Here is a 13,538-nt window from a genome sequence, read left to right as displayed (position 1 = left end):
CCTCGCTGTATGGAGCCAATCCGATCCTGCATCGCCGCGCGTCTCGATCGACTCCCCTGGGCCCGATGGCACTGGCTCATCGTCATCGCCCTTGGCATCACCTGGGTGCTCGACGGCCTGGAGGTCACGCTCGCCGGGACCATCGGCGGCGTTCTCAAGACGAGCCTGCGCATGTCCGATGCGCAGGTAGGCCAATCCGCCACCTGTTACCTCACCGGAGCGGTCATCGGCGCACTCTTCTTCGGCTGGCTTACCGACCGCCTCGGCCGCAAGAAGCTCTTCACTGTCACGCTTCTCGTCTATCTGCTGGCCACCGCGGCTACGGCTCTCTCGTGGAACTTCCACAGCTACTCTCTCTTCCGCTTCATCACCGGCCTCGGCATCGGCGGCGAGTACGCAGCCATCAACTCCGCCATCGACGAACTTATCCCTGCCCGTCTGCGCGGCCGCATCGACCTTATCATCAACTCCACCTACTGGCTCGGAGCCGCACTCGGCGCTGCTGTCACGGTCATCCTCTTCAACGGCCACCTCGTTCCTGAGCAACTCGCCTGGCGATTCGCCTTCGGTCTCGGAGCGCTCCTTGGCATCGGCATCATCTTTCTCCGTCACCACGTCCCCGAAAGCCCGCGTTGGCTGGTCATTCATGGCCGCAACGATGAGGCCGAAAAGATCGTGCACGATGTAGAGGAGACCGTCGTCCACGAAACCGGCCAGCGTCTACCACCGACCACGGAAGAGCCGGTAGAAATCCACCCCCGCACCCACACCTCGCTCCATGAGATATGGGCCGCCATGACCGGCGAGAACCGCACCCGCACCTTCCTCGGCCTGTCCTTGATGATCGCGCAGGCCTTCTTCTACAACGCCATCTTCTTCACCTACGCCCTGGTGCTCGAGCGCTTCTACCGCATCCCGCCCACGCACGCCGGCTACTATATCTTCCCGTTCGCCATCGGCAACGTCCTTGGCCCTGTCCTCCTCGGCCATCTCTTCGACACGGTCGGCCGCAAGAAGATGATCGCCCTCACCTACGCACTCAGCGGAGCACTGCTTCTCCTCACCGGCGCTCTCTTTGAGGCCAACCTTCTCACCGCGACCACTCAGACCGCCTGCTGGACCGTGATCTTCTTCGTCGCCTCCGCCGCCGCCAGCTCTGCCTACCTCACCGTCAGCGAGATCTTCCCGCTCGAGGTCCGCGCCATGGCAATCAGCATCTTCTACGCCGTAGGCACGCTCATCGGAGGCGCCGGTGCGCCCGCACTCTTCGGCCACCTCATCGAATCCAGATCCCGCACCCCGCTCTTCGGCGGATACATCGCCGCCGCCATCCTTATGATCTTCGCCGCCATCGTGGAGCTGGTCCTCGGCGTCGCGGCAGAAGGGAAATCGCTCGAGCAGATCAGCCGTCCACTCTCCGCTAAAATGTAGCGTAAACTCAAGGAAATCTTGAACAACACAAACTTATTTCTGCACGTCTGCGATGCTCCATCTCCCGAATTCGTTGCATGTGAGTCTCGCTCAGACAGCGCAAACTCGAAATCTCGCATCCTAAGTTGGATGAACTCTGATCGCGTGAAAGTATGCGACTCTTATTGTCGTGTCCATGACTGATGCCACCACCAAAACCACCACGACCGCGAGCAGCGCCAGCCCTTGGCGCGAGCGCCTTGCCGCGCTCAAGAACCTGCCGCCAGTCCTGCGTATTTTGTGGGACTCCGGCCCCGCGGTAGTCACCTGGGGACTCATTCTGCGAGTCCTCGTCGCGGTCGTGCCCTTCGCCATCGCCAAGGTCGCGCAGTACATCATCACAGCCATCTCGAACCATCTTCACGGCCAGGCTCTTCCCGCCAACTTCTGGACTCTTGTCATCACCGAGGTCACGCTCAACGTCCTCTTCGGCCTCATCACCCGCACCATCGACTACTCCGACTCTCTCATCGCGAACCGCTACACCCAGTACGTCAGCGTCCGCGTCATGGAGCAGGCATCTCGCCTCGATCTCACCACTTACGAGAACCCTCTCTTCTACGACCGCCTCGAGCGCGCCCGCGTCCAGGCCACCGACCGCCTTGGCATGATCCAGCAGATGGGCCGCCTCTTCCAGCAGCTCATCACGACCATCGTCTTCTCCGCCGCGCTCTTTTGGGCGTCGCCCTGGCTGGTCCTGCTCCTCATCTTCGGCGTGCTTCCGTCGTTCCTCGGCGAAACCCACTTCGCCTTCCTCGGCTACGCCAAGAACTTCCGCCAGACCCGCGCCAAGCGCCAGATGGAGTACTTCCGCGAAGTCGCCGGAAGCCGCGAAGGAGCAAAGGAGGTCAAGCTCTTTGGCCTCAACAAGTTCTTCACCAATCGCTTCAAGGCGCTAGCCCGCGACATCTACCTTGAGGATGTCGCTCTCTCCCGTTCGAAGCTCATCGTAGGCGGCCTGCTCGGCATCATCGGCACGCTCGGCTACTACGGAGCCTACGTCTGGGTCATCTGGAAGACTCTCGCTGGTGGTTACGACATCGGCATGTTCACCTTCCTCACCGCCGCCATCCAGCAGGCCAGCTCGAACCTGCAACAGGTCTTCTCCACCGCCTCCGGCATCGCCGACCAGGCGCTCTTCCTCACCGATCTTCTCGCCTTCTTCGCCATGGAGCCGCTCGTCAGCTCCCGGCAAAACGGCCTTCAGCCTCCCGCCAAGATCACCAAGGGCTTCGAGTTCCGCAACGTATCCTTTGCCTATCCCGGCACCGAGCGCCGCGTCCTCAAGAACTTCAATCTCACCCTCTCGCCCGGCGAGCGCATCGCCCTCATCGGCGAGAACGGCCAGGGCAAGACCACCGTCGTCAAGCTCATCACGCGCCTCTACGATCCCACCGAGGGACAGATCCTCCTCGACGGAGTCGATCTCCGCGACTACGACATTGAGGCCCTTCACCGCCAGATCGGCGTCATCTTCCAAGACTTTGTTCGTTTCGAGATGACCGCACGCGACAACATCTCCATCGGCCGCGTGGACCAGGGTCCTATCGAGCAGCAGGAGATCGAATCCGCTGCCCACAAGAGTCTCGCCGACACCGTCGTCGCCAAGCTTCCCGGCGGCTACGACCAGATGCTGGGCCGCCGCTTCGAGGGCGGCACCGAGCTATCCGGTGGAGAGTGGCAGAAGATCGCGCTCGCCCGTGCTTATCTGCGCGACGCGCAGTTGTTGATCCTCGACGAGCCCACCGCCGCACTCGACGCGCGCAGTGAGCTTGAAGTCTTCGAGCGTTTTGCCGAGTTGACGCAGGGGAAGATGGCCCTGCTCATCTCACATCGTTTCTCGACCGTACGTATGGCCGACCGCATCGTAGTCCTCTCCGGTGGCCAGTTGATTGAAGAAGGCGATCATCACAACCTGATGGCCCGTGGCGGCGTCTATGCGGGCATGTTTGAGATGCAGGCTGCCAGCTATCGCTGATTCGCGTATCTCCGGCTTCAGACCGAAGACGCAATCACTATACGTAAAAGAAATACCGGTCTCCGGAGGATGATTCTTTGGAAGCGCTCCAAAAACACGCGTCGTCGACGGGATTCCATTCGCACATGGACCAGCTGCCGCCGGATGAACTGCCCAACTCCCCCCCGGAGACGCCCGATGTCTCAGATGTTGAGCTTTGCCGTCACGCCGCGGCCTCCGTCGACACATGGGAGATGGCTCCCCCCAGCCACAAGAGCGCGGGCCTGCCGCAGCGCCTTGAAAAGCTTACCGAGCGCCTCGAAGCCGTGCTCCACGAGGCCCGCTCACGCGTCTCGGGCAAGGAGCTTACGCCCCAGCTCGAGCTTCTGCAGGGAGCCCGCCTCTTCAACGTCGTCCTCACCGAGGCGCGTGGCGATATCAAATCGCTATACGATCTTCCTCACATCCACATCCCCCATCAGGGCGTCTTTCCGCGCGTCGCCAACCTGGCCCAGTGTTATCTCGCGGCGACGCACGGCATCTGGTCTCCCGAGTCGCTCTCCGTCTATCTCAAGCAGGCGCAGAAGCGCCATCCGCTCCTCCTCAAAGAGGTCATGGAGCTGGAGCAGGTCCTCAAGTTCGCCCAGCTCGAGTACATCGTCGACCGCGCCGAAGAGGTCTTCGCCGCCGGTCCCACGCCGCCCTACGATCAGTCGCCCTTCTCCGCGCCCATCTACAGCCTGCGCCGCCTCAACCAGTACGAGTGGAACCCCCTGCTCGAGTCCGCCGTCTCCTTCGAGCCGATCCTCTGCGACGATCCCAGCGGCACCTTCCTCCAGCTCGAAGAAGACACCCGCACGGCCTACCTCAAGCGCGTCGCCGATCTGGCCAGCTACGCCGACTACAACGAGGTAGAGACCGCCTCGGCCGCCATCCAGATGGCCCGCCACGCCGCCACCGTCGGCGCGCCCGACCCGCGCCAGGCCCAGCGTATGCAGCATGTGGGCTACTACCTCTTCGCCGAGGGCCTGCCCGCGCTCCAGCGCCGCATCGGCTACCACGCGCCCCCCGCCGAACGCCTACGCAGTCTGATTCGCCGCTACAACGACGACTTCTACATCATCTCCATCGTCACTCTGTCCATCGTGCTCACCACGCCGGTCATCGCGCCGCTGGTCCCTCATAACAACTTCTGGTTCGTCATGGGCGTGCTGCTCTTAGCCCTGCTGCCCATCACGCAGGGCGCTGTCGAGCTTATCAACGGCATCGTCTCCTCGATCCTCAAGGCCGAGGCCCTGCCCAAGCTCGACTACACCAAGGGTGTGCCCGTCGAGGCCACCACCCTCGTCGTCATCCCCACTCTGCTGCTGCACGAAAAGCAGGTGCAGGAGCTATTCGAAGACCTCGAAGCCCGCTACCTCGCGAACGAAGACCCCAACATCCACTTCGCCCTCCTCACCGATCTTCCCGACACCCCCATCGAGCCGTCGGCCGACGAGAACCATCCCCTCGTCCAACTGGCCATCCGCCAGACCGACGGGCTCAACGCCAAGTACGCCACCGGCCACGCCGGATCGTTCCTCCTCCTGCACCGCCGCCGCCTCTTCAACTCGCGCCAGGGCGTCTGGATGGGCTGGGAGCGCAAGCGCGGCAAGCTGCTCGACCTCAACAAGCTGCTGCTCCACACCGTCGACAACTTCCCCATCAAGTCCGGCCCGCTTCACGTCCTCGAGCAGGTCCGCTACGTCATCACGCTCGACTCCGACACCCAGCTCCCTCGCTCCACCGCCGCACGCATGATCGGCACCATCTGCCATCCGCTCAATCGCGCCATCATCAGCCCGCGCCTGCGCATCGTCACCGCCGGATACGGCATCCTCCAGCCCCGCGTCGGTGTCAGCGTGGCCTCGGCCTCGCGCTCGCGCCTGGCCTCTATCTACTCCGGCGAGACCGGTTTCGACATCTACAGCCGCACCGTCTCCGACGTCTACCAGGACCTCTTCGGCGAGGGCATCTTCGCGGGCAAGGGCATCTACGAGGTCACCGTCCTCCACCAGGTTCTCGAGCGCCGCTTCCCCCGCAACTCGCTGCTCTCGCACGATCTCATCGAGGGCGCTTACGTCCGCGCCGGTCTCGTCACCGATATCGAGATCATCGACGACTACCCCTCGCAGTACCACGCCCACACCCGCCGCAAACACCGCTGGATTCGCGGAGACTGGCAGATCATGCGCTGGCTGCTCGCGCGTGTCCCCGACGAGTCCGGCCGCCTCGTTCCCAACCCCATCAGCGCCATCTCGCAGTGGAAGATCCTCGACAACCTGCGCCGCTCACTGGTCGAGCCGGTTACCTTCCTCGTGCTCGTCTTCGGCTGGTTCTTCTTCCCCGGCGGAGCCCACTACTGGACCATCGTCATCGTGACATTGGCGATGCTGCCGTCCCTCGTCCAGCTCGGTCTCGATCTCATCAAGGCCCTGCTGGCCACAAGCTGGGTCGCCACGCGCGGAGCTTTCACGAACTTCTCCGGCTCCATCGCCTTCGCCGTCCTCAATCTCACCTTCCTGCCGCACCAGATGATGCTCTCGCTCGATGCCATCGTGCGCTCGCTCGTCCGCAGCCTTCTCTCCGGCCGTCATCTGCTGGAGTGGGAGACCGCCGCGCAGGCCGAGGCCAACGTCAAGCGCACCTCGCTCGACGTCTACCTCCAGGCCTCTCCCATCATCGCCGTGCTGATGGGCTTCGCCCTCGCGCACTTCCATCCCATGGCGCTCTTCTCCGCCGGGCCGATCCTCTTCCTCTGGCTCATCGCGCCCTTCGCAGCCGCATGGCTCAACTCGCCTCCGCACGAGGCCCAGCCCCTCATCAGCACCTCCAACCGCACCTTCCTGCAACAGCAGGCTCTGCGCATCTGGCGCTTCTACGCGGACTTCGCCGGAGCCAATAACTTCTGGCTCACGCCCGACAACATCGAAGAGAAGAGCTTCCACCAGGTGCGCCTGCTCACGCCCACCAACGTCGGCATGATGCTCAACTCCCGCCAGGCCGCGCACGAGTTCGGCTTCATCACCATCCCCGAGTTCACCGAAGCTACCCTCGGCTCGCTCACCACCTACGGCCGTCTGCAAAAGCACAACGGCCACCTCTTCAACTGGTACGATCTCGTCGACCTCAAGCCCCTCGAGCCGGTCGTCGTCTCCACCGTCGACAGCGGCAACCTGGCCGCCTCGCTCTACACCCTCTACACCGGCGCGCTCGACATCCTCAAGCGCCCCCTGCTCACGCTCGAGACCCTCCGCGTCCTCAACCGCATCATCCCCGACGCACCACCCTTCGTAGCCAAGGGAACCACGCTCGCCAGCGCCATTCGTCAGCTCTTCAACACGCCCACCAACCCCGTCGTCACCACCCCCGGCACCACGCACGACACCTGGGCCATCGACGAAGTAGTGCGCCGCCGAGCCGCCCTGCGCTCCCTCATCTCGAACTACCTTCCGTGGCTGCTGCCGGAGTTCGAGCCGCTCGTCCAACTCGTCCCCATGCTCAAAGATCCGGCACCCTCCGCAGAGCGCGCCCAGACCTACATCCGCTCGCTCAGCGAAGCCCTTGCCCCGATCCCGGCCACGTCGCCTCACTACCCGCTCGCCCGTTCCCTAAGCGATCTACTGCCCCAAACATTAGAGCGCGCCGAGAAGCTGCACCGCGATCTCAAGAGCGTCAGCGATCTCGCCGAGCAGTACGCCGAAGACATGGACTTCGGCTTCCTCTTCGTAGAGAAGCGCCAGCTTCTCTCGAACGGCTTCGACATGAAGGGCCTCTCGCTGCACGCACCGTGTTTCGACCTGCTCGCCTCCGAGGCCCGCACCGCGGCCTTCCTCGCCGTCGCCAAGAACGACATCCCCCAGCGGTCGTGGTTCCGCCTCGACCGCGTCCACACCCTGGTCAACGGCCGCGTGGCGCTGCTCTCCTGGACCGCCACCATGTTCGAGTACATGATGCCTACGCTCTTCATGCGCTCCTACCCCGGCACGCTGCTCTCGAACTCGCTCAAAAACGTTATCCGTACCCAGATCGACTTCGCCCACAGCACCCTTCGCGGCATGCCCTGGGGCATCTCGGAGAGCGGCTTCGCCCAGCAGGACGAGAACGGCCGCTACGCCTACCTGGCCTTCGGCATCCCGTCGCTGGCGCTCAAGTATCCCGCAGACTTCGGCCCGGTCATCTCGCCCTATTCCACCTTTCTTGCGCTACCCCATATGCGCAAGCAGGCTCTCCAGAACCTGCACCGCATGGCCGAGCTGGGCTGGGTCGGCGAATACGGCTTCTACGAAGCAGCCGATTACATGGAGATCGCCACCGGCAACAAGGAGCCGCGTCCGGTCCGTTCGTGGATGGCACACCACCAGGGCATGTCGATGCTGGCCATCACCAACACGCTCCACCACAACATCTTCCAGACCTGGTTCCATGCCAACCCGCGCGTCCGCGCCGCCGAGCAACTACTGCACGAGCGCCCTCTGAACCGCGACGTTCTCAACCAAGTCACCAAACCCAGCCTGAACCAAGAGGTCGAAGCCACCCGCTAGACCGCCGCCGTTGCTTGTTCCTTGCCTTTGCCGTTGCTTGTTTTCTTGGTTGTCATTCAGGAGCGAAGCGGAGGAATCTGCTTCTGCTTTTGTTCTTGTCGTTGCTTCTGAGGTAGGGTCCGGGCTTTAGCCCGGACACCAAAGACAGCCACAGATGCGGGCTTTAGCCCCGAGGTATGCTTTCTTTACTCAGCCACAGGGACAACAACAAAAACGCTCTAACGCCGGGCGGGTGGCACTTCGTGCGGTACTGGACGCTGCGCGTATTCCTGCTACTTCCTCACGACCTTCCGCCGAAAACACCCTTCCGCATGGTCATTCACCACCCCGGCGGCCTGCAAAAACGCATACACAATCACCGGCCCCACAAACTTGAATCCCTTCTTCTTCAGAGCCTTGGACACCTCCACCGACAGCTCACTACTGGCCGGAACCGCCCCGGTATTCTGCACCGCCTTCCCCTTCACAAACCCCCAGATAAAGCTGGAGAAATCCTCCCCCGCATCCCGCATCGCGAGATAAGCCTTCGCCCCACCGATCGTAGCCTCGATCTTCGCCCGCGCCCTCACGATCCCGGCATCCTCCATCATGCGCGCGATATCCTTCTCGCCGAACCGCGCCACCACCTCCGGATCGAACCCCTTGAACGCCTTCCGAAACGCATCCCGCTTGCGCAGAATGATGATCCAGGCCAGCCCGGCCTGAAACCCTTCGAGCATCAGCAGCTCCCAAAGAGCGCGGCTGTCATGCTCGGGCACGCCCCACTCTTCATCGTGATAGCTCCGCATCAGGGCGTCGCTCTCCGCCCACGCACAGCGAATCTTCTGCTCGTTCAATGCCATACCGATCCTTCAAAGTGGTCTGTTGCTGCGATGGAATCCGGCCGAAGCTGTAGCATAGCGGGCAAGACATCGTCCCGCCAGTTGGCTGAGCCTCCATTGGATCACGTTATCCCACAACTCCGAGGCCTTTATCCCGGACTGAGCCGTCCACTCGTACACCAACCTTCACCCATCCCTCACCTCGATATGTCATATTCGAAGAGAGGGCTTCCATGCACTGTCTCCGTAAGACCACCTCCTTCGTCCTTGCCTCCCTTCTAGCGGCCACGCCGCTCACTGCCGCCGCACCCATCCGTCCCCAGGACGCCATCAAGCACGTAGTCGTCATCTTCCAGGAGAACGTCTCCTTCGACCACTACTTCGCCACCTACCCCCACGCCTTGAACCCCGCAGGCGAACCCGCCTTCACCGCGCTCCCCAAGACCCCGAAGGTCAACGGCCTCTCAGGCAAGCTCCTCACCGAGAACCCCAACTTCCTCAACGAGGCCAACGGAGCAGGGAAGGCCAACCCCTTCCGCCTCTCCCGCGCCCAGGCCGCCACCGCCGACCAGGACCACTCCTACGGGGCCGAGCAGATGGGCTTCAACGGCGGCAAGATGGACCTCTTTCCCAAGTCGGTCGGCCGCCCCGACGGCCCCAAGGTCCCCGGCGACAGGTCCGGCATCGCCTCCACCGCCGGCCTCACCATGGGCTTCTACGACGGCAACACCGTCACCGCCTACTGGAACTACGCCCAGCACTTCGCCATGAGCGACAACCACTTCAACACCACCTTCGGGCCATCCACTCCCGGAGCCATCAACCTCATCTCCGGCCAGACCAACGGAGCCGTCAGCGACCAGAATGGCGGTGGCAGCCTCATCCCCGACGGCAACGGCGGCCTCACCATGATTGGTGACCCCCAGCCCACCGGCGACCTCTGCTCCAGTACCTCCGACGCCCTCGTCCACATGACCGGCCCGAACATCGGCGACCGCCTCACTGCGGCCAACGTCTCCTGGGGCTGGTTCCAGGGCGGCTTCGATCTCACCGCCGTCAACGCCAACGGCTCCACCGACTGCCGCCGCAGCAACGTGGGTCTGGCCAAGTCGAACAAGCGCGACTACTTGCCCCACCACGAGCCCTTCCAGTACTACAAGTCCACCGCCAACCCCCAGCACGTCCGTCCGCAGTCGGCAACCACCATCGCCACCAATCAGGACGGCGCGGCCAACCACCAGTACGATACCCACGACTTCTTCGACGCCGTCAAGGCGGGTAACTTTCCCGCCGTCAGCTACCTGAAGGCTCCGGGCTATCAGGACGGCCACGCGGGCTACTCCACCCCGCTCGACGAGCAGGAGTTCGTCGTCGGCGTCATCAACTTCCTCCAACAGCAGCCCGACTGGGAGCACACCGCCGTCATCATCGCCTACGACGACTCCGACGGCTGGTACGACCATGCCTCCAGCAAGATCGTCAACGGCTCCGCCACCAAGGCTGACGCCTACGACGGCCCCGGCAAGTGCGGCGACGGCTCCACGGCGCTGCCCGGCGTAGACCCGGCCACGCTCCACGCGCAGGGCCGCTGCGGCTACGGCCCACGCCTGCCGCTCATCGTCGTCTCGCCCTGGGCCAAGGCCAACTTCGTCGATCACACCCTCACCGACCAGACTTCCATCCTGCGCTTCATCGAAGACATCTTCCTCGACGGCAAGCGCCTCGGTGCAGGTTCCTTCGATGCCCAGTCCGGCCCGCTGAACAACCTGTTCGACTTCACCCGCAAGCCCCGCACCCCGCGGAAGCTTGTCCTGAACCCCACCACCGGCCAGCCCCAGCCGTCCAACTAAGGGCTATCTCCGGCACATCTCGGGCGGAACACCCGTTCCGCCCGATCAGAACTCCATTCCAAATGGCAAAAAAGACAAACTCGTGGACCCGCCGCCGTCTCCTCGCCCGGGGTGCCGCCGCAGCCGTCCTCCCGCTCCTGCGCAAGAGCGGGCTGGCCCAGATGTCCGGCATGTCCATGCCGTCGTCCTCCCCTCGCACCCGGAGAACCCTCGACGCTCGCAAGCTTACCCCATTCGTCGACCCGCTTCCGCTGCCCCAGCTCTTGCGCCCGGTAGACCGCCGCTCCTCCCCCGCGCACAACGCCACCGACGCCCCCTACTACCGCGTCCGCATCCACGAGATCACCGCCTCGCTCCACCGCGATCTACCCCCCGCCAAGCTCTGGAGCTACGGCGACACCCTCGCCCCCATTCTCATCGAGGCCCGCTCGAACGAGGGCGTCCTCATCGAGTGGACCAACGACCTGCCCGCCAAACACATCCTCCCGCTCGACACCCCTATGCAGGGGATGCCGCACAGCCTCGCCGACGCCCCCGAGACCCGCACCGTCACCCACATGCACGGGGCGAGCGTCCCTTCCATCAGCGACGGCTACCCCGAGGACTGGTTCGGCCCCGGCCACTCGAAGCTCTGTTTCTACCCCAACCGCCAGGACGCCACGACCCTCTGGATGCACGACCACGCGATGGGCGTCAGCCGCCTCAACGTCTTTGCGGGCCTCATGGGCTTCTACCTCATCCGCGATGAGCACGAAGCCACCCTCAACCTCCCCACCGGTCCCCACGAGTTGCCTCTGCTCCTCTACGACCGCAGCTTCGACCCCAACGGCCAACTCTTCTACCCCAACCCACCCGACGAGGGGGCCTGGGCGCAGGAGTTCCTCGGCGACGCCATGGTGGTCAACGGCAAGGTCCAGCCCTTCCACCCGGTCGAGCCGCGCCGCTACCGCCTGCGCATCGCCAACACGGCCAACTCTCGCTTCTTCTCCCTCGGCCTCTCGAACGGCCAGAGCTTCCACGTCATCGGCTCCGATCAGGGCCTGCTCCCCGTGCCGGTGGAGATGAAGCGCCTCGTCCTGGCCCCAGCCGAGCGCACCGACCTCATCGTCGACTTCTCCCGCGCCCCCGGCCAGCACATCCGTTTGGTCAGCGACTCGCTGGAGCTGGTTGAGTTTCGCGTCTCTTCCACGCCGGTTGAAGACACCAGCCAGCTCCCGGCCACCCTTCGCCCCGTTCCCCGTATCCCCGAGTCGCAGGCCGTCCGCACTCGCCTGATGACCCTCAACGAGTTCGACCAGGACAACGGCGAGCCGATGGTGATGCTGCTGAACCGCAAGCACTGGGCCGAGCCTGTCACCGAGACGGTCAAGCTTGGCTCCACCGAGATCTGGTCACTCATCAACCTGACCGAGGACACTCACCCCATTCATCTGCATCTGGTCCGCTTCCAGCTCCTCGACCGCCAGAGCATCTCCACCGATGCCTATCTGGACAACGAATCTGTCCAGCCCACCGGCCCGGTGCTGCCGCCCGCGCCGCACGAGATGGGCTGGAAGGACGTCATCCAGTGCCCGTCCGGCACAGTCACCCGCATCATTATCCCGTTTGAGGGCTACGCGGGCCGTTACCTCTGGCACTGCCACATCCTGGAGCACGAGGCCAACGACATGATGCGCCCCTACGACGTCATCGCCTGAGAGTTTTTACGCGAAGCGTCGAGGACAGCACGTAGTGCCGCCTGCCCGGCGCTAGGGCGTTTTTGCCGTTGTTTTTTGGTAAGCGAGGCAACCCGCGCTATCATGGATGCAGTGCCTAAGTACTCCATCGTCGTGCCGTTCCACAACGAGGAAGAGAACGTAACCACGCTCTACGACCGCCTGAAGGCCGTCATGGAGCAGGGCAACGACACCTTCGAGCTGGTCTTCGTCGACGACGGCTCCCGCGACCGCACCTATCGGCTGCTCGAAGAGATCGCCGCCGTCGACTCCCGCGTCCTCGTCATCAAGCTCCGCCGCAACTTCGGCCAGACCAGCGCCCTCGCGGCTGGCTTCGACCACGCCCAGGGCGAGTTCATTCTGGCAATGGACGGTGACCTGCAGCACGATCCCAACGAGATCCCCCAGTTCCTGGTCAAGCTCGAAGAAGGCTACGACGTCGTCAGCGGCTGGCGCTACCAGCGCGCTGACAACTTCTTCTTCCGCCGCATCCCCTCCCGCGCCGCCAACTGGCTGATGGCCGCGCTCTCCGGCGTCGAGATCCATGACTTCGGCACCACCTTCAAGGCCTACCGCCGCGAGGTTATCCAGAACATTCCGCTCTACGGCGAGATGCACCGCTTCATCCCCGCGCTGGCAAGCTGGTATGGAGCCAGTATCTGTGAGATCCCCATCTCGAACCCCGCGCGCACGGCAGGGAAGTCGCACTACGGCCTCTCGCGCACCTTCCGGGTCTTCTTCGACCTGCTCACCATCCGCTTCCTGCTCAAGTACATGACGCGCCCGCTGCACTTCTTCGGGACCTTCGGCGCGCTCGGCATCCTCTCCGGCTCCGGGCTTGCGAGCTTTCTGCTGCTGCTCAAGCTGGTCACCCACGGCCACGTCCATCAGGACCACGCGCCGCTCTTCGCCATCGCCACCGTGCTGCTTCTGGGCGGCATCCAGATGATGGGTATCGGCCTGCTCGGTGAACTGCAGGTCCGCCACTTCCATACCGCCAACCAGCGCGCTCCCTATGCTGTAGACCGTATCCTTCGCCTGCGTTCTTCGGAAGAATCACTCCTGCAATAGCACTTCGTGCGGTTCTCGGGGCTGCATAGGCGGGATGATCTTCTTCGGTCCTCCCGCTGGTCGAAAGCTAG

Annotated in this window: 7 protein-coding genes; 6 read left to right on the top strand and 1 reads right to left on the bottom strand. The window is 63.7% G+C overall.

Going from position 1 to position 13,538, the window contains the following annotated elements:
* Positions 1–9 precede the first annotated feature (9 nt).
* The 3 genes from FTO74_RS11730 to FTO74_RS11720 all read left to right on the top strand — a co-directional run bounded on the left by FTO74_RS11730 (position 10) and on the right by FTO74_RS11720 (position 8,010).
* Entirely contained in the window at positions 10–1,431 is a 1,422-nt protein-coding gene (locus FTO74_RS11730) for an MFS transporter (RefSeq protein WP_162538319.1), read from the top strand.
* 175 nt (positions 1,432–1,606) lie between these two features.
* Positions 1,607–3,448, top strand: coding sequence for an ABC transporter ATP-binding protein (locus FTO74_RS11725; protein WP_162538318.1), 1,842 nt, complete (start codon positions 1,607–1,609; stop codon positions 3,446–3,448).
* A gap of 125 nt (positions 3,449–3,573) precedes the next feature.
* Positions 3,574–8,010: a glucoamylase family protein gene (locus FTO74_RS11720; protein ID WP_162538317.1), complete on the top strand. Its 4,437-nt coding sequence runs from the start codon at positions 3,574–3,576 to the stop codon at positions 8,008–8,010.
* Between the two features lie 272 nt (positions 8,011–8,282).
* Here FTO74_RS11720 and FTO74_RS11715 read toward each other — a convergent pair whose 3' ends face one another.
* Positions 8,283–8,852: a DNA-3-methyladenine glycosylase I gene (locus FTO74_RS11715; protein WP_162538316.1), complete on the bottom strand. Its 570-nt coding sequence runs from the start codon at positions 8,850–8,852 to the stop codon at positions 8,283–8,285.
* Positions 8,853–9,064: 212 nt separating this feature from the next.
* On the opposite strand from FTO74_RS11715, the gene FTO74_RS11710 reads away from it, so the two are divergent.
* The 3 genes from FTO74_RS11710 (at position 9,065) to FTO74_RS11700 (ending at position 13,467) form a co-directional block, all read left to right on the top strand.
* On the top strand, positions 9,065–10,681 hold the full coding sequence (locus FTO74_RS11710; protein WP_162538315.1) for an alkaline phosphatase family protein: 1,617 nt from the start codon (positions 9,065–9,067) through the stop codon (positions 10,679–10,681).
* 62 nt (positions 10,682–10,743) lie between these two features.
* The gene (locus FTO74_RS11705; protein WP_162538314.1) at positions 10,744–12,378 is read left to right on the top strand and encodes a multicopper oxidase domain-containing protein; all 1,635 of its coding nucleotides are present in this window, start codon (positions 10,744–10,746) and stop codon (positions 12,376–12,378) included.
* Positions 12,379–12,489: 111 nt separating this feature from the next.
* Positions 12,490–13,467, top strand: coding sequence for a glycosyltransferase family 2 protein (locus tag FTO74_RS11700; protein WP_162538313.1), 978 nt, complete (start codon positions 12,490–12,492; stop codon positions 13,465–13,467).
* Positions 13,468–13,538 lie beyond the last annotated feature (71 nt).

Source organism: Granulicella sp. WH15 (assembly GCF_009914315.1).
In the GTDB taxonomy this organism is placed as follows: Bacteria; Acidobacteriota; Terriglobia; order Terriglobales; family Acidobacteriaceae; genus Edaphobacter.
Note: the sequence above shows the minus strand (reverse complement) of the source record. Positions and strands in the feature narration are given on the sequence as shown.